24 protein-coding genes and 1 pseudogene are annotated in these 22,140 nt (G+C 67.5%); 21 read left to right on the top strand and 4 right to left on the bottom strand.

From position 1 onward, the window contains the following. Positions 1-13 precede the first annotated feature (13 nt). From rpsP to trmD, 4 genes are all read left to right on the top strand, one after another. Positions 14-436, top strand: a complete 423-nt coding sequence (gene rpsP / locus OH799_RS14795; protein ID WP_406280585.1) for a 30S ribosomal protein S16 — start codon at positions 14-16, stop codon at positions 434-436. Between the two features lie 79 nt (positions 437-515). Further along, positions 516-758, top strand: coding sequence for an RNA-binding protein (locus OH799_RS14790; RefSeq protein ID WP_406280583.1), 243 nt, complete (start codon positions 516-518; stop codon positions 756-758). Continuing rightward, entirely contained in the window at positions 758-1,282 is a 525-nt protein-coding gene (gene rimM, locus OH799_RS14785) for a ribosome maturation factor RimM (protein ID WP_406280581.1), read from the top strand. Before OH799_RS14790 ends, rimM begins: the two co-directional genes overlap by 1 nt. A gap of 284 nt (positions 1,283-1,566) precedes the next feature. Then, positions 1,567-2,268 carry a tRNA (guanosine(37)-N1)-methyltransferase TrmD gene (gene trmD, locus OH799_RS14780; RefSeq protein WP_406282115.1) on the top strand — a complete coding sequence of 234 codons (702 nt, stop codon included), beginning with the start codon at positions 1,567-1,569 and terminating at the stop codon, positions 2,266-2,268. Between the two features lie 37 nt (positions 2,269-2,305). On the opposite strand, the gene OH799_RS14775 is transcribed toward trmD, so the two are convergent. Continuing rightward, complete coding sequence (locus tag OH799_RS14775) at positions 2,306-3,157, bottom strand: LuxR C-terminal-related transcriptional regulator (protein WP_406280579.1); 852 nt, start codon at positions 3,155-3,157, stop codon at positions 2,306-2,308. Between the two features lie 100 nt (positions 3,158-3,257). On the opposite strand from OH799_RS14775, the gene OH799_RS14770 reads away from it, so the two are divergent. The 12 genes and pseudogenes from OH799_RS14770 to OH799_RS14715 all read left to right on the top strand — a co-directional run bounded on the left by OH799_RS14770 (position 3,258) and on the right by OH799_RS14715 (position 15,597). Continuing rightward, positions 3,258-4,895, top strand: a complete 1,638-nt coding sequence (locus OH799_RS14770; protein WP_406280577.1) for an AMP-binding protein — start codon at positions 3,258-3,260, stop codon at positions 4,893-4,895. Continuing rightward, positions 4,895-5,196, top strand: a pseudogene (locus OH799_RS14765) (AMP-binding protein); the annotation flags it as partial. The gene OH799_RS14770 and the pseudogene OH799_RS14765, both read left to right, overlap by 1 nt. Before the next feature lie 313 nt (positions 5,197-5,509). Next, on the top strand, positions 5,510-7,849 hold the full coding sequence (locus OH799_RS14760) for a Tex family protein (protein ID WP_406282112.1): 2,340 nt from the start codon (positions 5,510-5,512) through the stop codon (positions 7,847-7,849). A gap of 27 nt (positions 7,850-7,876) precedes the next feature. Next, positions 7,877-8,800: a hypothetical protein gene (locus tag OH799_RS14755; RefSeq protein WP_406280575.1), complete on the top strand. Its 924-nt coding sequence runs from the start codon at positions 7,877-7,879 to the stop codon at positions 8,798-8,800. A 232-nt stretch (positions 8,801-9,032) separates the two neighbouring features. Further along, positions 9,033-9,374, top strand: coding sequence for a 50S ribosomal protein L19 (rplS, locus tag OH799_RS14750; RefSeq protein ID WP_011210681.1), 342 nt, complete (start codon positions 9,033-9,035; stop codon positions 9,372-9,374). A gap of 77 nt (positions 9,375-9,451) precedes the next feature. Continuing rightward, a complete protein-coding gene (gene lepB / locus OH799_RS14745; RefSeq protein ID WP_406280573.1) occupies positions 9,452-10,234 on the top strand; it encodes a signal peptidase I in 783 nt (260 codons plus the stop codon). A gap of 80 nt (positions 10,235-10,314) precedes the next feature. Then, on the top strand, positions 10,315-11,070 hold the full coding sequence (locus tag OH799_RS14740) for a ribonuclease HII (protein WP_406282109.1): 756 nt from the start codon (positions 10,315-10,317) through the stop codon (positions 11,068-11,070). A gap of 46 nt (positions 11,071-11,116) precedes the next feature. After that, positions 11,117-11,422 (top strand): DUF2469 domain-containing protein, encoded by a 306-nt coding sequence (locus tag OH799_RS14735; protein ID WP_067514125.1) that lies wholly within the window; start codon positions 11,117-11,119, stop codon positions 11,420-11,422. Between the two features lie 99 nt (positions 11,423-11,521). Next, positions 11,522-11,878: a YraN family protein gene (locus OH799_RS14730; RefSeq protein WP_406280570.1), complete on the top strand. Its 357-nt coding sequence runs from the start codon at positions 11,522-11,524 to the stop codon at positions 11,876-11,878. After that, on the top strand, positions 11,879-13,387 hold the full coding sequence (locus OH799_RS14725) for a YifB family Mg chelatase-like AAA ATPase (protein WP_406280568.1): 1,509 nt from the start codon (positions 11,879-11,881) through the stop codon (positions 13,385-13,387). It begins immediately after the preceding gene. Positions 13,388-13,446: 59 nt separating this feature from the next. Further along, positions 13,447-14,616, top strand: coding sequence for a DNA-processing protein DprA (gene dprA, locus OH799_RS14720; RefSeq protein WP_406280566.1), 1,170 nt, complete (start codon positions 13,447-13,449; stop codon positions 14,614-14,616). A gap of 57 nt (positions 14,617-14,673) precedes the next feature. Next, positions 14,674-15,597, top strand: a complete 924-nt coding sequence (locus OH799_RS14715) for a tyrosine recombinase XerC (protein WP_406280563.1) — start codon at positions 14,674-14,676, stop codon at positions 15,595-15,597. 81 nt (positions 15,598-15,678) lie between these two features. Here OH799_RS14715 and OH799_RS14710 read toward each other — a convergent pair whose 3' ends face one another. Further along, positions 15,679-15,891 carry a hypothetical protein gene (locus OH799_RS14710; RefSeq protein WP_406280561.1) on the bottom strand — a complete coding sequence of 71 codons (213 nt, stop codon included), beginning with the start codon at positions 15,889-15,891 and terminating at the stop codon, positions 15,679-15,681. A gap of 318 nt (positions 15,892-16,209) precedes the next feature. Here OH799_RS14710 and OH799_RS14705 point away from each other — a divergent pair, with 318 nt between their 5' ends. Beyond that, positions 16,210-16,851, top strand: a complete 642-nt coding sequence (locus OH799_RS14705; protein WP_406280559.1) for an FHA domain-containing protein — start codon at positions 16,210-16,212, stop codon at positions 16,849-16,851. 62 nt (positions 16,852-16,913) lie between these two features. Here OH799_RS14705 and OH799_RS14700 read toward each other — a convergent pair whose 3' ends face one another. Both OH799_RS14700 and OH799_RS14695 read right to left on the bottom strand, forming a co-directional pair. Then, a complete protein-coding gene (locus OH799_RS14700) occupies positions 16,914-17,576 on the bottom strand; it encodes a serine protease (protein WP_406280556.1) in 663 nt (220 codons plus the stop codon). A gap of 388 nt (positions 17,577-17,964) precedes the next feature. Then, positions 17,965-19,428: an MFS transporter gene (locus OH799_RS14695; protein WP_406280554.1), complete on the bottom strand. Its 1,464-nt coding sequence runs from the start codon at positions 19,426-19,428 to the stop codon at positions 17,965-17,967. A 54-nt stretch (positions 19,429-19,482) separates the two neighbouring features. Between OH799_RS14695 and OH799_RS14690 the strand changes: the two genes are divergently transcribed. The 4 genes from OH799_RS14690 to OH799_RS14675 all read left to right on the top strand — a co-directional run bounded on the left by OH799_RS14690 (position 19,483) and on the right by OH799_RS14675 (position 22,116). After that, the gene (locus tag OH799_RS14690) at positions 19,483-20,196 is read left to right on the top strand and encodes a TetR/AcrR family transcriptional regulator (protein WP_406280552.1); all 714 of its coding nucleotides are present in this window, start codon (positions 19,483-19,485) and stop codon (positions 20,194-20,196) included. Between the two features lie 222 nt (positions 20,197-20,418). Beyond that, positions 20,419-21,150, top strand: coding sequence for an acetoacetate decarboxylase family protein (locus OH799_RS14685; protein WP_406280550.1), 732 nt, complete (start codon positions 20,419-20,421; stop codon positions 21,148-21,150). 295 nt (positions 21,151-21,445) lie between these two features. Then, complete coding sequence (locus OH799_RS14680) at positions 21,446-21,811, top strand: YidH family protein (RefSeq protein ID WP_406280548.1); 366 nt, start codon at positions 21,446-21,448, stop codon at positions 21,809-21,811. Then, positions 21,808-22,116, top strand: a complete 309-nt coding sequence (locus OH799_RS14675) for a DUF202 domain-containing protein (RefSeq protein ID WP_406280546.1) — start codon at positions 21,808-21,810, stop codon at positions 22,114-22,116. The genes OH799_RS14680 and OH799_RS14675 overlap by 4 nt, the downstream gene beginning before the upstream one ends. Positions 22,117-22,140 lie beyond the last annotated feature (24 nt).

Genomic DNA, 22,140 nt, shown 5'->3' with positions numbered 1-22,140 from the left:
AGGCAGATCAGCAGTGGCTGTTCGCATCAAACTCACCCGCATGGGCAAGATCCGCAACCCGCAGTACCGTGTCGTCGTCGCGGACGCCCGCACCCGCCGGGACGGCCGGGCCATCGAGTCCATCGGCAAGTACCACCCGAAGGAAGAGCCGTCGCTCATCGAGATCAATTCCGAGCGCGCTCAGTACTGGCTGGGTGTCGGCGCGCAGCCGACCGAGCCGGTCCTCCAGCTGCTGAAGATCACCGGTGACTGGCAGAAGTTCAAGGGCATCGACGGCGCCGAGGGCACCCTGAAGGTCAAGGCGGCCAAGCCGTCCAAGCTGGACCTGTTCAACGCCGCGCTGGCCGCCGCCGATAGTGAGCCGGTCGCCGAGGCCGTCACCCCGAAGAAGAAGGCCAAGAAGGACGAGGCCGCCGAGACCGAGGCCGCCGAGTAATGAGCGAGCGCAGCGAGCGAACGTCAGACGCGGCCGCCCCGGCGGTCATGACGGAGCCGAGCGCAAGCGAGGCGGAGTCATGACCGCCGTCGTCGCCGATGCTGTCGAACACCTGATTCGCGGGATCGTCGCGAATCCCGATGACGTCCGTGTCGAATTGATCACCGGCCGCCGAGGGCGCACCGTCGAGGTGCATGTGCACCCCGAAGACCTGGGCAAGGTGATCGGCCGTGGCGGACGCACCGCAAAGGCGCTGCGCACCCTCGTCGCCGGTATCGGCGGCCGGGGCATCCGGGTCGACGTGGTCGACACCGACCAGTAGTGGAACTCGTCGTAGGGCGGGTCGCCAAGTCGCACGGCGTGCGTGGCGAGCTTGTCGTCGAGGTACGCACCGACGAGCCCGATGCGCGTTTCGCGCCCGGTTCCACGCTGCGCGGTCGGCTGGCGCGATCCGGGGAAGTCCGCGATTTCACCGTGGAGTCGGCCCGAGCGCACTCGGGCCGGCTTCTCGTGTTTCTCGCCGGCGTCGCCGACCGCGCGGCGGCTGACGCGCTACGCGGCATGCTGTTCCTGGTCGACAGCGCGGATCTTCCGCCGTCCGACGATCCGGAGGAATACTACGATTACGAGCTGGAAGGGCTGGAAGTCCAGCTCACCGACGGCACCGTGGTCGGTTCGGTGCGCGAGGTGCTGCACTCCGCGGCGGGTGAACTACTGTCGGTGCGCGCCGCCGACGACGGCCGGGAGATCCTGATCCCGTTCGTCACGGCCATCGTGCCGACGGTGTCGCTCGCGGACCGCCTCGTCGTCATCGATCCGCCAGAGGGTCTGCTCGACCCGGAATGAGGCGGTGTGAGACTTGATCGCCCAGCTCTCACCGGGCCGACGGTCGGCTCCCGCGGTGACAGGAGGCGCGATGAGACACAATCGCGCAGCGCTCATCGACGCCGACCGGGTGCGGGTGTCCCGCAGGACACAGGAGGCGCGATGAGACACAATCGCGCAGCGCTCATCGACGCCGACCGGGTGCGGGTGTCCCGCAGGACACAGGAGGCGCGATGAGACACAATCGCGCAGCGCTCATCGACGCCGACCGGGTGCGGGTGTCCCGCAGGACACAGGAGGCAGGCATGAAGCTCGATGTCGTCACGATCTTTCCGGAGTACCTCGAGCCTTTGCGTACGGCGCTGCTGGGCAAGGCGATCGACAAGGGGCTGATCTCACTCGCGGTGCACGACCTGCGCCGCTGGACCCATGACGTGCACAAATCGGTCGACGACTCCCCGTACGGAGGCGGACCCGGCATGGTCATGAAGCCGGCCGTGTGGGGGGCGGCTCTCGACGAGGTCTGCCCGGACGAAGCGCTGCTGGTCGTCCCCACGCCAGCGGGTGTGCCGTTCACCCAGGCCACCGCGCGTCGCTGGTCCGCCGAATCACACCTGGTCTTCGCTTGCGGCCGCTACGAAGGGATCGACCAGCGAGTCTTCGACGACGCGGCCCGCCGGGTCCAGGTGGAAGAGGTCAGCATCGGCGACTACGTGCTGATCGGCGGCGAGGCGGCGGTGCTCGTGATGACCGAGGCCGTGGTCCGGCTGCTGCCCGGAGTGCTCGGCAATCAGCAGTCCCACCAAGAGGATTCGTTCTCCGATGGCCTGCTCGAAGGCCCGAGCTACACCCGCCCGGTCTCGTGGCGCGGCCTGGAGGTTCCGCCGGTCCTGCTCTCCGGCGACCACGCGAAGGTGGCCACATGGCGCCGCGAGCAATCCCTCACCCGTACCCGCGAACGCCGCCCGGACCTGCTCCCGGACCAAGACACGACGTCCGGAGGGTAGATCCCGGCGGCGCGACCAGATCTCCCCTCTCTGCTGGTCAAGGTAGAAGTCCGTGGCGACGGGCCGCCACGACCGCCTCATGGCGGGAGTGCGCGTCGAGCTTGACCATCGCGTTTCGCAAGTAACTCTTGACGGTCTCCGGCCCGAGCGAGAGACGTTGTGCCGCTTCCTGGTTCGTGCATCCGAGCGCGACCTGGGACAGCACGTCGAGTTCGCGGCGGGACAGTTTCGGGCTGTCCGGGGCCGGTTCGCCGACCAGGACGCGGGCGAGTCGTTCGCAGACCGCGTGCAGGCGCCCCCGCAATCGGTCGTCCTCGGCGGAGCTCGCCACGCCACGGAGTTCGGCGTGGATGTCGCGGAGTTCCTCGGTGACCGCGGGTGCCGTCCCGGCCGACGGGGTGGTCAGCTCCAGCAGCCGCAAGCGTCGATCGACCTCGTCGCGGAGGGTGATCTCGGTGGCCAGGCGCCGACCGGCCCGGACGACGAGGTCCGCGGTGCGATCGCCCAACGGACTGGCACCCCTGGTCGCGGCGTAGAGCACCATGCGGGATCGACTGTCCACGACCACCGGGACAGCGAGTACGGAGCGGATGCCCTCGCCGGCGACCGGGCCGTCGTAGTGGTGGGTGATCGAGGAGGCGTTGCGATAATCCGCGACCGAGGCGGGACGCCCCGAATCCATCACGCGCCCGCCCAGGCCCGACGTACGCAACACGGACAATCCGCGCAGCCCGTTGGTCATCGTGCCGACGAATTCCGACAGCACCAGCGCATCACCATGCACTTCGCCGCCGAACACCACCGGCACTCCGGCCTCGCTCGCCACCCAGCGGATCTCGGCACGCAACGCGTCGCCGTCGCGGGGACGCAGCAGTGCGGTGTGGGTCAACGGGACTCACCCCTTTTCGGGGGTAGTGGCGAACTCGATGTGACCCACATCCTAATCGCACACCCGGGTTGTGCCGGATCACGGAAAGAGGAGACGCGAGATGGGCACCGATCTGAAGCTGCGGGTGCGCGACCTGCTGGATTGTTACGACCGGAGCGACGCGGCGGCGGCGGATCTACTGTGCGATCGGCACGCAGCGGACCGGGTCGCCTTCACCATCGTCGAGGCCGACCTGTCCTCGGCCGACCTCACCTACGGTGAGCTGCGCGAACGCTCGGCCCGGTTCGCCGCCGCACTCGGCGAGCTCGGCGTGCGCCGGGGCGACCGGGTGGCCACGCTGATGGCGAAGTCGGCGGACTTGGTCGTCGCGCTGCTCGGCATCTGGCGCCGTGGTGCCGTGCACGTCCCGCTGTTCACCGCGTTCGCACCGCCCGCCATCGCCTTGCGGCTTTCAGCTGCCGGCGCCTCGATCGTCATCGCCGACACCGACCAGGCGCCGAAGCTGGCCCCCGGCCCGGATCTGCCCGCCGACCCGCCGTGGCGGCTGATCGTTTCCGGCGCGGATGCCCCGGAGGGCGCACTGCGCATGGCCGACCTGCTCGACACCTCTTCGGCCACCCACCCGGACGCCACGCCCGTCGCGATCGGCGGTGACGGACTGCTCGTCCAGCTCTTCACCAGCGGCACCACCGGCACGCCGAAAGGTGTTCCGATTCCGCTGCGTGCGCTCGCGTCCTTTCACGCGTACCAGGAGTTCGCGCTCGATGTCCGGGCCGACGACGTGTTCTGGAACGCCGCAGACCCGGGCTGGGCCTACGGCCTCTACTACGCCATCCTCGGCCCGCTGGCCACCGGTATCCGCAGCGTCCTGCTGCACGCGGGCTTCTCCGCCGCGCTGACCTGGCAGGTACTGGAGAAGTTCGGAGTCACCAATTTCGCTGCCGCTCCGACGGTGTACCGCGCGCTGCGCGCCGCCGCCACCACGTTGCCGCCGGTGCACTCGAAGCTGCGCCGCGCGTCGTCGGCGGGCGAGCCGCTGACACCCGAGGTCGTCGCTTGGTCGGCGGAGTACCTGGGCGTCGCGGTGCGCGACCACTACGGCCAGACCGAGCACGGCATGGTCGTCTGCAACGCCTGGCACGAAGCACTCGACACCGGCGCGCCCACGGGCTCGATGGGCCGTTCACTGCCGGGCTGGTCCTGCGCGGTGCTCGCCGACGACGCCGATACCATCGCCTCCACCGGTGAGCTGGGCCGGGTCGCGATCGACACGCAGCACAGCCCGCTGCTGTGGTTCCTCGGCTACCTCGACGCGCCGGAACGCACCGCACAGCGCTACACCGCCGACGGCCGCTGGTATCTGACCGGTGATGCAGGCTCGCAGGACGCGGACGGCTTCTTCCGCTTCTCCGCCCGCGACGACGATGTGATCATCATGGCGGGTTATCGCATCGGCCCGTTCGAGGTGGAGAGCGTGCTCGTGCTGCACGAGCAGGTGGCCGAGGCGGCCGTGGTCGGCATGCCGGACGAGCTGCGCGGTGAGGTGCTGGAGGCGTTCGTGGTGCTGCGCGACGGAACCGCGGGGGGCGCCGATGTGGAAGCCGAACTGCAAGGCCTGGTAAAGGAGAAGTTCGCCGCGCACGCCTACCCGCGCAAGGTCCACTTCGTGCCCAACCTGCCGAAGACGCCCAGCGGCAAGGTACAGCGGTTCCTACTGCGGCAGGGGAGAGTCGAGTGATGTCGCTGCCGAGCTACTCTTCCGGCATCTCGGATACTCCGCTGCTCGGTGACACCATAGGCGGCAATCTCGATCGCACGGTCGCTGCGTTCCGGAGCGAGAAGTGCTGGTGGACAGTCCGGCTGGGCGCCGATGGACCTACGGTGAACTCGGCGTCGCGATCGACGCCCTGGCCTGCGGCCTGGCCGCGAAGGGCATCGGCAAGGCGGATCGGGTCGGCATCTGGGCCGAACTGCGCGGAATGTTCCTCGTGCAGTACGCGACGGCGAAGATCGGCGCGATCCTGGTCAACATCAACCCGGTCAGCGATCCTCGCGTCATCGGGCAAGCACACGTCGCATTCGGCAAGCGACCACTGATTTCCCGAGCAACATCGGTAACTCATCGGGTGCGCCCCAGAAGCCAGCCGGTCACGGCACCGCCGGCCCGCAGCGGAATGTTTGCTGTACCCACGACTGGCAAGAGAGGCGCAGAGGCGGAGGAGCGGTAGTGTCTCGGGCGTGACGACAGCGCCCGAGACCGCCAGTGCAGTGTCGAACCCCGCCCTGCTCCCTCCCTCGTCCGACTCGCCTCCTCCCGCGACGCTCCGCGTCGAAACCGCGAGCACAGCCAGTGTGAACCATCGCATCGCCGACGAGCTGGCGGTACGCGAGACCCAGGTGCGTGCCGCCGTCGAGCTGCTCGACGGCGGCTCGACCGTGCCGTTCATCGCGCGGTACCGGAAAGAGGTCACCGGCGGTCTCGACGACGCGCAGCTGCGCCTGCTCGATGAGCGCCTGCATTATCTTCGTGAACTCGACGAGCGCAGGGCCGCCATCCTCGAATCGATCCGCGGCCAAGGCAAACTCGATGACGCGCTGCACCAGCAGATCATGCTGGCCGAGACCAAGGCCCGGCTCGAGGACATCTATCTGCCGTACAAGCCGAAGCGTCGCACCAAGGCTCAAATCGCGCGCGAGGCGGGGCACGAGCCGGTGGCCGACGCTCTGATCAACGACCCGGCCACCGATCCGGCGCAGTACACCACCGAGCAGCTGGATGGCGCGCGCGCGATCCTGGTCGAGCGTTTCGCCGAGGACGCCGACCTGGTCGGCGAGCTGCGTGAGCTGATGTGGAACCGCGGCCAGGTCACCTCGACCGTGCGCGCGGGCAAGGAGGAGGTGGGTGCGAAGTTCGCCGACTACTTCGAGTTCAGCGAGCCGTTCACCAAGCTGCCCTCGCACCGCATCCTCGCATTGCTGCGCGGTGAGAAAGAGGAGGTGCTCACCCTGCACCTCGAGCCGGAGACCGAGGAGCCCGAGCCGGGTGAACGCACCGTCTATGAAGGCCGCATCGCGGTACGCTTCGGCATCGCCGACAAGAGCCGCCCTGCCGACTCCTGGCTGCTGGACACTGTGCGCTGGGCTTGGCGCACGAAACTCCAAGTGAGTCTTGGCATCGACACCAGGATGCGGTTGCGGCAGGCGGCGGAGAAGGACGCGGTCGACGTGTTCGCCGCGAACCTGCGCGACCTGCTGCTCGCCGCACCCGCGGGCACCCGCACGACCATGGGCCTCGATCCCGGCTACCGCACGGGTGTGAAGGTCGCGGTGGTCGACGCCACCGGCAAGGTGGTCGCCACCGAGGTGATCTACCCGCACAAACCGCAGGGCCAGACCGAGAAGTCGCTCGCGGTGCTCGGCGCGCTGGTCGCCAGGTTCGGTGTCGAGCTCATCGCCATCGGAAACGGCACCGCCTCGCGTGAAACGGATGCCCTTGCCATCGAACTGATCTCCCGCATTCCGGAGAACAAGCCGACCAAGATCGTGGTGTCCGAGGCGGGCGCCTCGGTGTACTCCGCCTCGGCCTACGCCTCACAGGAGCTGCCCGACCTGGACGTGTCCCTGCGCGGTGCGGTGTCGATCGCACGGCGCCTGCAGGACCCGCTGGCCGAGCTGGTGAAGATCGACCCGAAGTCCATCGGTGTCGGCCAGTACCAGCACGACGTGTCCGAGACCCTGCTGGCCCGCTCGCTGGGCGCGGTGGTCGAGGACGCGGTGAACGCGGTCGGCGTCGACGTGAACACAGCCTCGGTGCCGCTGCTGTCCCGGGTGTCCGGCATCGGCGGTTCGGTGGCGGAGAGCATTGTGGCGCACCGGGATCAGAACGGACCCTTCCACAGCCGGACCGCGCTGCTGGACGTGCCCCGCCTCGGTCCCAAGGCGTTCGAGCAGTGCGCGGGCTTCCTGCGCATCCGCGGCGGTGACGACCCGCTGGACACCTCCGCGGTGCACCCCGAGGCGTATCCGGTGGTGCGGCGCATCCTCGAGTCGACCGGCCGCGGCGTCGCGGAGGTCATCGGCAACACCACCGTGCTGCGCTCGTTGCGCGCCGGCGACTTCACCGACGAACGCTTCGGTGTTCCCACCGTCACCGATATCATCGCCGAGCTGGAGAAGCCGGGCCGCGACCCGCGTCCGGAATTCAAGACCGCTGAGTTCGCCGCCGGCGTGGAGAAGGTCGCCGACCTGAAGCCGGGCATGGTGCTCGAGGGTGTGGTCACGAACGTGGCCGCGTTCGGTGCGTTCGTCGACGTCGGCGTGCACCAGGACGGGCTCGTGCACGTCTCCGCGATGTCGCACAACTTCGTGAAGGACCCGCGCGAGGTGGTCAAGTCCGGCGACGTGGTCAAGGTGAAGGTGCTCGAGGTCGATGTCGCGCGGCAGCGAATCGGCCTGACGCTGCGCTTGGACGACGAGCCCGGCGCGCCCGCGAAGGGCGGCGACAACCGTCAGCGCGGCCAGGGCGGCCGCCCCGCCGGCGGCGAGCCGCGGCAGCGGCAGAATGGTCAGAACAAGCAGCAAGGCCAAGATCGCAATCAGGGGCAGGGACGCGGCGGCAATCAGCGTCGTAGCGCTCCCGCGCCGAGCGGTGCGATGGCGGACGCGCTGCGTAGGGCAGGTTTCGGCCAGTAGTCGGTGATCGGGAGGAAGTAGGCGGCCATGCGACGGTGGCTCGATGAGGATGTGATCGACCAAGGCCGGCTGCCCCTGCTGTGCTTGCTCCTCGGGTTCATCGTCGGCTTCCTGGTCATCCGCCTCAGCGTGCGGCTGATCCGCGCGCGGGTGCGCTGGTGGCCGGGGAACCTGCGGGCGGGTGACACCCACATCCACCACATGGTGTTCGGGGTGATCCTGGTGCTGGCGTCCGGCATCGGCATGGTCACCGTGTACCAGAGTGCGAACACGGCCACGGCCGGGTTGCTGGCCGCCGCCTTCGGCGTCGGTGCCGCGCTGGTCCTCGACGAGTTCGCGCTGATCTTCTACCTGCGCGACGTGTACTGGGAGAAACAGGGGCGCACCTCAGTGGACGCGGTGTTCGTCGCGCTCGCGGTGACGGGGTTGCTGTTGCTGGGTTTTCACCCGCTCTGGCTGCTGGATATCAATGACTTCCGGCACGATGCCGGCATCGAGGCTCGGACCTTCGTCGTCGTGTTCGCGGTGGTGAACTTGGCGCTGGCCGCCATCGTCATCGTCAAGGGCAAGATCTGGACCGGCCTGTTCGGCATGTTCTTCCTGCCGCTGCTGTTCGTCGGCGCACTGCGACTGAGCCGTCCCGGCGCACCGTGGGCGCGCTGGCGCTACACCGACCGCAGACGCCTGATGTACCGGTCCATCGTCCGGGAACGCCGCTACCGCCGTCCGGTGATCCGCGCCAAGATCTTCGTGCAGGACATGATCGCGGGAAAACCGGACGTCGAGCACGTCCGCACGGCCGCGGAGGCGGAGCTCGCCCGGACGGTGGTGTCCGCGCCACCGGCTCCACACCATCACCACCACTCGCTCTGGCACGCCGACCACGGCACGCTCAACTCGTCGTCCGCACCGCACACGCAGGACGCGGTGTCCGGTGACCCGAACCGCTGACCGGCCTGGTACGACCGAGCACGAACGACTCGCCGCACGCGAAGCGCTGGGCGTAGACGTAGGTGAGCCCGACCTCGCTGGGCCGATTTTTCCGTCCCTGTGCCGATCTGGCACAATGAGCAGGCTGCCCTGGGTTTTTCGTCCCGGCGCACCCCTTAATCGGAGCATGAACCGGCCGAGCACACCCAGTGCCGCCAGGTTCCTCTGTTCGCGCGAAACCAGAAGGATGGAAATGAACACCCTTGACTTCGTCGACGAGAAGTCGCTGCGCAGCGACGTCCCCGACTTCCGACCGGGCGACACGCTGAATGTGCACGTGAAGGTCATCGAAGGCTCGAAGGAGCGCATCCAGGTCTTCAAGGGCGTCGTGATCCGCCGCCAGGGTGGTGGCATCCGCGAGACCTTCACGGTCCGTAAGGTGTCGTTCGGTGTCGGCGTGGAGCGCACCTTCCCGGTGCACAGCCCGAACATCGACCACATCGATGTCGTGACCCGCGGTGACGTCCGCCGTGCCAAGCTGTACTACCTGCGCGACCTGCGCGGCAAGGCCGCCAAGATCAAAGAAAAGCGCTGAGCTAGCTCTTCGGCACAACAGATCTTCTTTAGCCCGGCACCGGACCTCTGTCAGGATGCCGGGCTAATCTGTTCGGCGTGGCAGACGAAAGTGGGTCGGTATCGGTGTCCGAATCGGGCGAAGCGGGGGCGGGGGGACGCCGCACCAAGCGGCGAGTGAAGAAGAAGCAGCGGCCGTTCTGGCAGGAGTTGCCGATCCTCGTCGTGATCGCCGCGGTGATCGCCGCGCTGATGGTCACCTTCGTCGGCAGGCCGTACGTGATTCCGTCGGAGTCGATGGAAACCACCCTGCACGGGTGCGCCGGATGCACCGGTGACCGCATCTACGTGCAGAAACTGAGCTACTACTGGGGCGATCCGAAGCCTGGTGACGTGGTCGTGTTCGTCGGCCCGTCCTCGTGGAACAACCTCTACAAGTCGATCCGCTCGGACAACCCGGCCATCCGCGGCGTGCAGAACTTCTTCTCCTTCTTCGGCCTGGTGCCGCCGGACGAGAACGATCTGGTCAAGCGTGTGATCGCGGTCGGAGGCCAGACCGTGCAGTGCTGTGACGCACAGGGGCGGGTCATGGTCGACGGCAAGCCGCTGGACGAGCCGTACGCCCGCTACATCTACCCGTACGTGCCGGGCCAGCCCTACAGCTCCGGCGGCGGGCGCGAGTTCAAGCCCGTGAAGGTACCCGAGGGACATCTGTGGGTGATGGGCGACAACCGCAACCAGTCCGCCGACTCCCGCGCCCACATCACCGACGAACTGCAGGGCACCGTCCCCGTCGACAACGTCCGGGGCAAGGCAGTGTTCAAGATCTGGCCGCCCGGCCGGATCGGACCGGTGCGCTCGCAGGATCCCCAGACGAATTGATCCGCCCGCGTGCGCAGCATAATTGGACGGTGGGGCAAGTTCGAGTGCCGATAGGTAACGGGTGGCCGCCGCGCGTGGTGATGCGCAGGGCAGGTGGCTTGCGCACGCTGGAGGCGGCATTGATTCGCAGCGGTCTGGGGCCCGTCGCAGGAGTGGACGAGGCGGGCCGTGGCCCCTGCGCGGGACCGCTGGTGGTGGCCGCGTGCCTGCTCGCCCCGAAGGCTTATGACAAGCTGGCCGGGCTCGACGACTCCAAGAAGCTCACCGAGGCCACCCGCGAGGAGTTGTACCCGGTGATTACGCGGCTGGCGCTGGCCTACGAGGTCGTTGTCGTCCCAGCCTGGGAGATCGACTCGATCGGCATCCACGTCGCCAATATCGAGGGCATGCGCCGCGCCGTCGCCGGGCTCGGCAGGCCGCCAGGCTACGTGCTCACCGACGGGTTCCGGGTGCCCGGCCTCCCGGTGCCCTCGCTGCCGGTGATCGGCGGCGACGCGACAGCGGCCTGTATCGCAGCGGCCAGCATCCTGGCGAAGGTCACCAGGGACCGCATAATGGTCGATCTCGACGCGCGGATGCCCGGCTACGGGTTCGCGGTGCACAAGGGGTACAACACGCCCGAGCATATCGCCGCGCTGAACCGCCTCGGACCGTGCAGCGAGCACCGCCGGTCCTGGCGCAACGTACGCGAGGCAGCGGGGTTGCGGCCGGTCGCGGCGGCCGCCGTCGACGCCGATGCGGTGCTCGCGGGTGGCCTCGACGAGGCGCTGTCCGAGGAGTTCCAGAACGGGCGTACGGGTAGCCGAGTGGCTACCGACGCCGCCCATGCGAGATGATGTCAACACACGACGCAGTGCGGCGAGAAGGAGGACGTCCCACCCGATGAGTGCCGAGGACCTCGAGAAGTACGAAACCGAGATGGAACTCTCGCTGTATCGCGAGTACAAAGACATCGTCGGTCAGTTTTCGTACGTGGTGGAGACCGAGCGCCGCTTCTACCTGGCCAATACCGTCGAGCTGCGGCCACAGAACGCGGACGGCGAGGTGTATTTCGAGGTGCGGATGAGCGACGCGTGGGTGTGGGACATGTATCGGCCGGCGCGCTTCGTCAAGCACGTCCGGGTGATCACCTTCAAGGACGTCAACATCGAGGAGCTGGAGAAGCCGGACCTGCGGCTGCCGGAGTGACGATCGATAGTTCCGCACAGGCGGGCAGTTATCAACAGGTTTTGTGTTTACACAGGTCGGCGCCCCTGACCTGATTTCTTTCCGGAGCAGTCTGGCGGGGTGACAGACAAACAGATGCTCGGTGCGCATGGGGAAGAGTTGGCGGCAGAGTTTCTCCGCGCCGCGGGGATGGAGATCGTCGCCAGAAACTGGCGGTGCCGGTACGGCGAGCTGGATCTGATCGTACGCGACCGGGACGTGACCGCGTTCGTGGAAGTAAAGACCCGTTCCGGCCTCGGCTTCGGTACCCCGGCCGAGTCGGTCACCTTCACCAAGCGGCAGCGCATTCGACGGCTCGCCTTGCTGTGGCTGGCGGAGCAGGACGGTCCCTGGCGGCGTATCCGGTTCGACGTGGTATCCGTGCTGGTGACGCGCGGGCACCAGCCGGTGATCGACCACCTGGAAGCGGTGTTCTGAATGGCACTCGGTCGGGCGCATTCCGTCGCGGTCGCCGGCGTCGACGGCCTGCTGGTCGAGATCGAGGCCGACATCGGGCAGGGTCTGCCATCCGTACACCTGGTTGGTCTGCCGGACACCGCATTGCAAGAATCCCGCGACCGGGTGCGCTCCGCGGTGGCGAACTCGGGAGAGAAGTGGCCGGACGGCAGGGTGATCCTCGCACTCTCTCCGGCCACCTTGCCGAAGATCGGCAGCGTGTACGACTTGGCGCTGGCGGTCGCGGTGCTCGACGCGTCCGGCGCCGTCCCCGCCGAGCGGCTCGCGAAGACGGTGCTACTCGGCGAACTCGCGCTGGACGGACGGGTGCGGCGAGTGCGTGGCATTCTTCCTGCCGTGATCGCTGCGCGGCGGGCGGGCTGGTCGGCCGTCGTGGTCCCGGAACCGGCCATGGCCGAGGCCGGGCTGGTCGCCGGCATAGAGGTCTTCGGGGCGAGCAGTCTGCGTGCGGTGGTGGCCTGGCTGCGCGGTGAAGCGATGCTCGCCGAACCGAACGGCGCCCCGCCCGACACCGTTCGTCATGGCGGCGACCTCAGCGAGGTGGTGGGGCAAGACGAGGCGCGCTGGGCGCTGGAGGTGGCCGCGGCGGGCGGGCACCACCTGTTGCTGACCGGCCCGCCCGGAATCGGAAAAACCATGTTGGCACAACGCCTTCCCGGCCTGTTGCCGCCGCTCACGGAGACCGAGGCGCTGGAGGTGACCGCGATCCATTCGATGGCGGGCATGCTCTCCGGCGAGCATCCGCTGGTCACGGGGCCACCGTTCGTCGCTCCGCACCACTCGACGTCGGTGACCGCGATGATCGGCGGTGGTTCGGGGACCGCCCGTCCCGGCGCGGTGAGCCGAGCCCACCGAGGTGTGCTGTTCCTCGACGAATGCGCCGAGATCGGCACGAAGGTGCTCGAGGCCATGCGAACACCGTTGGAGGAAGGGGAAGTACGGATCGCTCGGCGCGACGGCGTGGCGCGGTACCCGGCCCGATTCCAGCTCGTGCTCGCCGCGAATCCGTGCCCGTGCGCCCCTGCCCGCGAGGTCGACTGCATCTGCGCGCCGCTCGCTCGCCGCCGCTACCTCGGCAAGCTGTCCGGCCCGCTGATGGACCGGATCGACATCTGGGTGCAGATGCACGGGCAGTCCGGTGCCGCGTTCAGCACCGACGAGGCCGAGAGCAGCGAGGTGGTCCGCGGCAGGGTAGCGGTCGCCCGCCGCGCCGCCGCCGAGCGCTGGCACGATTACGGATGGCTCACGAACGCCGAAGTCCCGGGCCATATCCTGCGTCAACGATTCCGCCTGCCGCGGGAATCGCTCGTTCCGGTCGAGGGTGCCTTGCGTCTCGGTCGGATGTCCGCTCGTGGCGCCGACCGCGCGATCCGTGTCGCGTGGACCATCTGCGACCTGCGTGGCGGTGAGCGTCCGTCTGCGCAGGATGTGCTGGCGGCATTGAACTTCCGACAGCGGGGTGCGCAATGAGTGCGGCACCGTTGGATGGGAAGCGCACTGCGGTTGACGCGACGGCCGGAGGGATTCGAATGTCGGGAGGCTGTTCTCGCCCGGCCTCTGGCGAAGCGGATGCGCGGAGGTTGGCGTGGGTGTATCTGTCGCGGGTGGTGCAGGGGCCGTCTGCGCCGCTGTCGGCGTTGATCGAGTCGGCCGGGGTGGTCGAGGCGGCACGCGCCGTGCGGGAGTGTGCGTTGCCCGAGTCGTTGCGCGGGCCGACGGCGCAGCGGCGTGAGATCGATGTCGCGGCGCGGGATCTGGAGTCGATCGAGCGTATCGGTGGACGAGTGGTCACGCCGGACGACCCGGAGTGGCCGGCGTGGCGCATGCTCGGTCTCGGGCAGCTCGAACCGGGCCGGGATCGTGACGGGGCCGTGCCGCTCGTGCTGTGGGCGCGGGGCCCACGCTCACTGTTGGAGTCGAGCGACCATGCTCTGGCGGTGGTGGGCGCGCGGTGCAGCACCGGCTACGGCAACCGGGTCACTGGGGAAATCGCGGGCGATCTCGCCGCGCAGGGCTGGACCATCGTGTCGGGGGCGGCCTTCGGAATCGACAGCATGGCACATCGGGCGGCGCTCGCGGTCGATGGCTCGACGATTGCGGTGCTGGCGTGCGGCATCGACCGTCCCTACCCGGCCCAGCACGAGCGGCTTCTGGCTGATATCGCGGAGTCCGGCCTGGTGGTCAGCGAGTATCCGCCCGGGGTCACCGCGCACAAGCATCAATTCCTGGCTCGCAACCGGCTGATCGCAGCCCTCGCCGACGGCGTGCTGGTCGTCGAGGCGGGCCTGCGCAGCGGCGCCCGCAACACCGTCAAATGGGCACGCCGACTGAGCCGCCCGGCTTTGGCAGTGCCCGGCCCGGTCACTTCCGTCGCCTCCGTGGGCTGTCACCGCATGATTCGCGATGGTGAAGCCCTCCTGGTCACCTGCGCCGAGGAGGTCGTCGACGAGGCGGGTCCGCTCCGACTACCTCTCCCCGGTGCTGCGGGGCCGACCGACAACCCGGAGGCCGGTCTCACCGGCGATGAGGCCCTGGTCTTCGCCGCACTTCCCGGGGTGGGCTCTCGGGTGCCGCTCGAGCTGGCCCAGCAGTGCGGGTTGCCTCTTCCCGCAGTCCGTGCAGCCCTGCCCGCCCTCGAACTGGCGGGCCTGGTCACCGTCGACGAAAGCGGTTGGCGCCGAGCGGGGCACCGGAGATGACTTGCAATTCGGCGTGGTGGCTTGCCAAATCGGGGTGGTCGTCGGGACGGTGGAGAGATGGAGCAACTGCCCGACGATTTGGAAGCCCTCGTGGTGGAGTACGGCAGACATCTGCGACTCGGGCAGAATCGCTCGGAGCATACGGCGCGGGCGTATCTGGGGGATGCGCGGTCGCTGCTGGGCCACTTGTATACGCGGTCGGCGGATTCAGCGATTCGCGAACTCGATTTGCAGCTGCTGCGTTCGTGGTTGGCGCAGCAGGCTGCGGCGGGTGCGGCGCGGACGACGATGGCGCGGCGGGCCTCCTCGGCGCGCACCTTTACCGCCTGGCTCACCCGGACCGGGCGATTGTCCGTCGATCCAGGCCTGCGACTGGGTTCGCCGAAAGCCCACCGCGTTCTTCCCGCCGTACTCGGTCGCCAGCAGGCCATCGGCGCCATGAAGGCCGCGGAATCCGGTGCTGCCCAGCATGATCCGATGGCACTGCGGGATCGCTTGATCGTCGAGCTGCTGTACGCAACCGGTATCCGGGTCAGCGAGCTGTGCGGGCTGGATATCGATGACGTCGACCGCGAGCGACACGTGGTCCGGGTGCTCGGCAAGGGCAACAAGGAGCGATCGGCGCCGTTCGGCCTACCTGCCGACGAGGCTGTCGGAAACTGGCTTCAGCACGGGCGTCCCGCCTTCGTCACCGCCGAGTCCGGCCGCGCGCTCTTACTCGGCCGTCGCGGCAGGCGCCTTGATCAGCGTCAGGCAAGAACCGTTGTGCACGAGGTGCTCTCGGCCATCCCGGGCGCTCCCGACATGGGCCCGCACGGCCTGCGTCACACCGCCGCGACCCACCTGCTCGAGGGGGGCGCCGACCTCCGCGTAGTCCAAGAACTCCTCGGCCACGCCAGCATGGCCACCACCCAGCTGTACACCCACGTCTCCATCGAGCGCCTCAAGAAGGTGCACGACCAAGCCCACCCCCGCGCCTGACGCGGCAGTACCACTCGCATGGGATTTTACCGAGGCAGCGAAACGGTCCCGGTGAATCGGTGCTCGTCAAGAATTCTGCTATCAAACTGGAACATCGATTTCCGCTGTGCCCGCCATGTCCAGCACGTCTGGCGGCATTTCCCCGCTACCGCCGATTCCGATGTGCCCGACCACCGCCCCGCTCTGCTCGGCGACGAGGGCCGCGATGAGCTTCGACGGGGCCAACCAGGCCACGGGGTCCGCGGGCCACTGTGCCGGGTACCCGTCGACTTCGTGTACCTTCCGCAAAACCATGGCACATCCGTCGAGGTCGGCGGTTGTTCGTGGTCGGATGGTCACCCTCATCCGTTCATCGTGGCCCGTTGCCGGCTCATTTACCCATTCACGATCGCGCTGTGTTCCGGTTGTTCTGACGGGTCCGCAGCGGCCTCCCGGCGCCGAGAAGGCCCGCTCGCGCACCGAAGTAGTCGATTTCTCGTGTGATCTTCGCCGGGAAGGCGCACCCTGAGAGATACGATTCAGTTCCCGCAGTTCACGACGTACTCCGATGTGGAAAGAAAAGCGATGGCTACGTCAATCGGATCACAGACTCTGCATCGCGGACTGTACTCCTTGGCAGGCCAGCCCGCGTGGCAGCAGTCAGCCGCTGGTTCCACGCTGGCCCAGCAGATCGGCCATGGAACGTGGCGCGAGATTCCACTCGATCATGACGTGCCCAGTGTGACGATCGGGCGGTCGGGTGCCGCCGACATAATCGTGACCGCCGACGCGACGGCTTCGCGTCTGCACGCCATCGTCGAGCGGGTGTGCGACTGCTGGGTCATTGTCGACGACGGGCTGTCGAAGAATGGGACCTTCGTCAACGGCGAACGCGTCGGCGGGCGGCGTAAACTCCGCTCCGGCGATACGATTCGGGTCGGGCAATCGGTGTTCATTTTCCGGGACGACCACCCCTCCGAGGATGAAATAACGATCAGCCAGGCCCCCCTCCCTACCCGGAATTCGCTGACCGACGCCCAATATTCGATTCTCGAGGCGCTTTGTCGGCCGTACGACGCTCGGACGCCATACTCCTACCCCGCGTCGAACTGCCAGATTGCCCATGATCTGTGCCTGAGCGTCTCCACCGTCAAGACGCATATGCGAGCGTTGTTCCAAATATTTCAGGTGGAAGCTTTGCCACCGAACCAAAAGCGCGTATTTCTGGTCGAACGCGCCCTCCAAAGCGGCGTCATTGCCGATCACGAGCGGTAGGACTCCATTCGGTCCGTCGCAGCGGCGCCAGGCAAACTCTCCTCGGCCGGCGCGGTGACCACCTAGATCGGGTGGAAATCCGCTCCGACACCACCGCGCGCGGTGGCGTCGTTGACGATGGTGATTATGTTCGCGCCGACCTGCGGCCCGAGGCACGGCACGGTCAAGTATGCATTGACCATGCCGACGAGCGTTGTTCCCACCACGACCGGCCCGCCGGAATCCCCCGGAAGCACACAGGCCTGCGTCCAGGTCCAGGTGTCGGACGGGAACAATTCGCCGTAGGCCAGCCCGCAGGTCCGGCCTGTGGTCCGACCTTCTTTGCAGGCGATGTCCGGGAACCGCGCAGGCGCGCCCAATCCGGTAATGATGGTGTCGCCTACACGGTTCACGGGCATGACTTTGTCCGGATCGAACACGATCATGGCGTAGTCCATGTCCTTGTTGGTGTAGGCGAAGGTGCCGACGACGCCGGTGTCAGGATTGGCATCGGCAACGACCGTGGCCCCCGTTTCACCACAATGAGCTGCGGTGAGCCCGACGAGCCGACCTCCGGCGTCGTGCCCGATCGTGGTGAGCGTGCAGATGCCCTGGTCGTTGACAATGATGCCGGAGCCGCCGCCCAAGACGGAGGGGCTAGACGCGTGCGCGGCACCTACTTGAGCCCCCAATACCGCTGCGGCTACTGTGAGTGTGGCGGCCGCCTCCGCGATTTTCCTGAACATGTCCGATCCGATCGGTTGAATTCCAACTGGTCTGTGCGGCACGGAAATGTTTGCGCGTTTCCCGACCCGGCTCCTCGGTGAGGACGGCGATACAGGGCCAGGCGACTAGTGGCGTGGAGCCCGGTTGCGGTTGTTTCGGTACAGACGACACTGCCACAGTCACGACGCGATCTGAAGTGTGACGCGTGGTGTCTTCATCAGTGTCGCGCCGCCGTGTGGCACACCACCTTTTCTACTCAAAGTGTGCGAGGCCAGCCCTCAGCCGTGAGTCGGAATTACACAGACCTCGGGTTGGTGTCGGGCCATTCTTTGCTCTGTCGAGGGCAGCGGCGGATCGTGGTCGGATTGTCACGCGCATCCGTTCACCGTGACCCGCCGCCGCGTCGATTCACCCGTTCGCGATCGCGGTCGTTACTGGTTGCTCGGTCGACGAAGGCCGACGGGTGCGCAGCAGTACCGCACCGAGCAGCGCCGCGGCGATGCTGAAGCCCGCGCTGATCCATGCGCCGGTGGACATGGCGGCGGTGAAGGCATCCTTGGCGGGTTCGACATAGCCGAGCTGGAAGGCGGCGCCGATGGATTCGCGCGCCGCGTCGGGGGCGTCCTCGGGCATGTTGGAGGTGAATACGCCGGCGAGCACACTGCCGAGGATCGCGATGCTGATCGCCATGCCGACTTGCTGCAGCGTGTCGTTCATCGCGGAGCCGACGCCCGCGTGTTCGAGTGGGATGGCGCTCATGATCGCGGCGTACGCGGCCGGACCCGCCAGGCCGCCGCCCACACCCATGACCAGCATGCTGATCAGCACCCACAGGTACCCGCTGCCCATGGCGAGTATGGCGAAGGCCGCGCTCATGACGAGCAGTCCGGAGACGATGAGTGTCTTGTTGCTGAGCGCCTTGCCGAGTGTTGCGCCGAGCCCGTTGCAGACGGCTGCGGCCACAGCGTACGGCAGCAGCGCCAAACCCGCCTTCATCGGACCGTAGCCGAGCACGAACTGCAGGTACTGAGTGAGCATCAGCATGATCGCGCCCATGCCGAACACCATCAGCAGCAGGGTGAAGCAGGTGCCGGTGAAGTCGCGGCTGCGGAACACCGCCAGCGGCAGCATCGGATGCTCCGACCGGCGCTCCCATCCGAGGAACGCGATAGCCGTCGCGGCCGCCAGCACGATCATGCCGATGTTCCATTCACGCTCAATGATCACGTAGACCGTCGAGCCGAGCGCCACGATGGACAGTCCGACTCCGACGGGGTCTACTGGCCGCTGTTCACCGGTGGTCTCCGGCATCAGCACCGAGGCCGCGATGATGGCGAGCACCGCGACCGGGATGTTGAGCAGGAACACCGAACCCCACCAGTAGTGCTGTAGCAGAAAGCCACCCAGCGTGGGCCCGGCGACGATGCCGACCATCGAGACGGTGGACCACGCGGCCATCGCCGTACGCCGCTCGTCCTCGGCGAAGGTGGTCATCAGGATCGACAGGGTCGAGGGCATCAGCAGCGACCCGCCGACACCCATCGCGGCGCGGGCGGCGACGATCTGCCACGGTTCGGTCGCCAGCACGGCGGCCAGGGATGCCACGCCGAACACGGCTAGGCCCGTGATCAGCATCCGTCGCCGGCCGAAGCGGTCGGACAGGCTGCCCGCGGTGAGCAGGAGTCCGGCGAAGACCAGTACGTAGGCGTCCAGGATCCACTGGATGTCCGACGGAGTGGCGTCCAGTTCCCGAATCAGCGAGGGGATCGCGAGATTGAGCACAGTGCTGTCGATCATCAGCACCAGCAAGGACAGACAGAGGACCCCCAGAATCCACCAGCGGCGAGGGTCTCGTACAACGTTCGATTCCACTCGCACAGCGTACGAGAAACTCGAACGATGTGCGAGTGAATATAAGATCGACATGTGACCAAGCAGTTCGCCTCGGTATGGACCAGGGAACCTCGCCAGCCCAAAGCCTCCGGGCTGCGTCGCGAGCAGATCATCGCCGCGGCGGTCGAGATTCTCGACGCCGAGGGTCTGGAGTCGCTGAGCATGCGCAAACTCGGCGCGAAGCTCGGCGCGGGCGCGACCAGCCTGTACTGGTACGTCGCGAACAAGGAGGAGTTGCTGGAGCTGGTGCTCGACGAGTTCTGGGGCATGGTGCAGACGCCGGAGCCGGAGCAGGCGTCCTGGCGGGAGCTGCTGACCACCTTCGCCTACAGCCTCCGTGCGACGATCAGGGCGCACCCGTGGATGGCGTCGCTGGTCGGGCAGTTGCCTAGCATGGGCCCGAACTCGTTGCGGCTCAGCGACCGGCTGCGCCGCGCGTTCGTCCGGGCGGGTTTTCAGGGCGTGGATATCTACCTTGCGAGTGGAACAGTGATGTCGTTCGTACTCGGTCAGGTGATTCCCGAGACCGCATGGGAGAAGGCGTACAGCGGCTCCGACATCGACCTCGACAGCATGAGGCGGGCTATGGAGGGACTCGCGGTCGACTATCCCGAGATGCTCGAAGACTATCGAGCGACGGCGCCGATCGACCCCGAAGCCGGCAGGGCCATGGCCTTCGACTTCGGTCTGCTCTGCGTCATGGACGGTCTCGAGGCGCGTCTGCGCAACGCGCAGGGATTCGGATAGGTGGTCGCCCACCGTTCGTGCCCAGCGGCGATAGCGCGAAGGGGCTGCCGAGCAGTCCTGATCACGCGGTCCTGAATTGTAACGAGTTCTCCCCGGATGATCAGCCAGCGGAGAAGGGTATTGCCATCGATGTACTGATACTTGTTCTATATTGATTCGGCGGACTCGGCTCCGCATGTCAACTCGGCGTTCAGTAGCGCCGGTGCGCGGAAAGGCGTCCATGTGAGCACGCACACCGTCCTCGGCCGGGAAGTGCGGATGCCTGTGCGCATCCGGCTAGCCCACGCATTCATGGCCACCTATGCGGTGCCTGCCGCGGCGGCGCAACAGCTCGTCGACTACTCCGGTCTGCGCCTCCTGCGGCTGCCGGGCGGGCGGGCGATGTGCACGCTGGTGTTCGTCGACTATGTCGACGGCGACCTCGGCCCTTACAACGAGTTCGGCGTCTCGTTCATGGTCCGCCACCACACGGCGGGAGGCGGTACCGGACTCGGTGACCTCGCGGCACTGGCGAACGGGAAGGCGGGCGTGCTCATCCATCGGCTCCCGGTCGACGGCGACTTCACTCTCGCCGCAGGCCGTGGCATTTGGGGATTCCCCAAGGAACTCGCCGACTTCGTTGTCGACCACGGCGAAGGAACCCGCAGCGGAACACTGCACCAGAACGGGCAGCTCATCGCGGACCTGACTGTCCGGCCCGGACTTCCGACCCCGAGCAGGCGCAACACCGCGTCCTCGTTCGACGCCTACTCACACATCGAGGGCGTCACCCGATGCACCCGATGGCAGATGCAGCCCTCCGGCTTGCGAACTCGCTTCGGCGGCGCGGATCTCACTCTCGGCGATCACGTCATCGCGGAGGAATTACGCGCGATCGGCTTGCCGCGGCGCGCGGTGATGGCGTCGGCCGTCTCGCGGCTGGCGATGACATTCGAGGACGCGACCGTGGTCTGAACGCCGCGCTCGACCTCGCATCACCACCAGGTCACGGTTGCGTGAGAGCCGTGGACGACCCCCGTTGCTCTGGTTAAGCTGACGTAGCTGATCGTTTGCCAATGCAGCGGAACAAGCTCGGCGATGGAGAGGTGTCCGTGACCTTAGACCTGCTCCGCGCCGTGTACCAGTGTCGTGGCCTGGGCCGACACGCGATTTGCTGCCCAACCCGGTGTGAATCGACGAATCCCGTGGCCAGGAGTCGTCGCCGAGTCCGTGCGAACACTCGGCACCTCGTGATCGGAGCCGGGGCGGCGTGACGCTCCCGAATCCCGATGCCGAATCGGAAGAGGGCGAAGAGGAACTCGACTATCGCTTCACCCTCGCGAACGAGCGCACCTTCCTGGCCTGGATGCGCACCTCGCTGGGTCTGCTCGCGGGCGGCGTCGCGGTGCACACGCTGGTGCAGCCCTTCCGGATGGCCGGAATCCGGCGTGCGATCGCGTTGAGCAGTCTGGTGCTCGCGGTGATCGTCGCGATAGGCGCGTACGTGCATTGGCGCAGGGTCGGTGTGGCCATGCGGCGTGGCAGTCCGTTGCCGGACACGGTTCTGGTGCCGATCCTGTCTGCGGGCATCGCGATCGTGTCGCTGCTGGCGTGTGTGGCGGTGCTGCTGCGATGAACAGCCCTGGTCTGTCCGCCGAACGCACCGCGCTGGCGTGGCGGCGGACCGCGGTGGCGGTGACGGTCGTCGGCGCACTGTTCCTCAACCATGCCGTCAACAGTGGATGGCGGCCGGCCGCGATCGCGCCCGTCGGCGCGGCGATCGCGAGTGCGGTGCTGGCCGGAGTGTCCTACCTACGCAACCGCGGCTTGCGCACGGGCCGCTACAGCTGCAGTAGCCGGATCGTTGCCGTGACAGCTGTGGCGGTGGTCGCCATCGCGGTCGTTGCGGCCGCGATCGGTTTCACGGATCCGCTGCCCTGACGGGCACAGCGCGGTTGGTCGACA

The organism is Nocardia sp. NBC_00881 (assembly GCF_045207455.1).
In the GTDB taxonomy this organism is placed as follows: domain Bacteria; phylum Actinomycetota; class Actinomycetes; order Mycobacteriales; family Mycobacteriaceae; genus Nocardia.
The sequence above is the reverse complement of the archived record's forward strand: the minus strand, read 5'-3'. Positions and strand labels throughout refer to the sequence as shown.

Bases quoted from the DNA above. Each gene is read 5' to 3' on its own strand.
- OH799_RS14725 (WP_406280568.1), top strand. From the start codon at position 11,879: ATGGCACTCGGTCGGGCGCATTCCGTCGCGGTCGCCGGCGTCGACGGC.
- OH799_RS14740 (WP_406282109.1), top strand. From the start codon at position 10,315: ATGCGCAGGGCAGGTGGCTTGCGCACGCTGGAGGCGGCATTGATTCGC.
- OH799_RS14675 (WP_406280546.1), top strand. From the start codon at position 21,808: ATGAACAGCCCTGGTCTGTCCGCCGAACGCACCGCGCTGGCGTGGCGG.
- OH799_RS14735 (WP_067514125.1), top strand. From the start codon at position 11,117: ATGAGTGCCGAGGACCTCGAGAAGTACGAAACCGAGATGGAACTCTCG.
- dprA (WP_406280566.1), top strand. From the start codon at position 13,447: ATGTCGGGAGGCTGTTCTCGCCCGGCCTCTGGCGAAGCGGATGCGCGG.
- OH799_RS14790 (WP_406280583.1), top strand. From the start codon at position 516: ATGACCGCCGTCGTCGCCGATGCTGTCGAACACCTGATTCGCGGGATC.
- rplS (WP_011210681.1), top strand. From the start codon at position 9,033: ATGAACACCCTTGACTTCGTCGACGAGAAGTCGCTGCGCAGCGACGTC.
- OH799_RS14770 (WP_406280577.1), top strand. From the start codon at position 3,258: ATGGGCACCGATCTGAAGCTGCGGGTGCGCGACCTGCTGGATTGTTAC.
- OH799_RS14715 (WP_406280563.1), top strand. From the start codon at position 14,674: ATGGAGCAACTGCCCGACGATTTGGAAGCCCTCGTGGTGGAGTACGGC.
- OH799_RS14710 (WP_406280561.1), bottom strand. From the start codon at position 15,891: ATGGTTTTGCGGAAGGTACACGAAGTCGACGGGTACCCGGCACAGTGG.
- OH799_RS14700 (WP_406280556.1), bottom strand. From the start codon at position 17,576: ATGTTCAGGAAAATCGCGGAGGCGGCCGCCACACTCACAGTAGCCGCA.
- OH799_RS14755 (WP_406280575.1), top strand. From the start codon at position 7,877: ATGCGACGGTGGCTCGATGAGGATGTGATCGACCAAGGCCGGCTGCCC.
- trmD (WP_406282115.1), top strand. From the start codon at position 1,567: ATGAAGCTCGATGTCGTCACGATCTTTCCGGAGTACCTCGAGCCTTTG.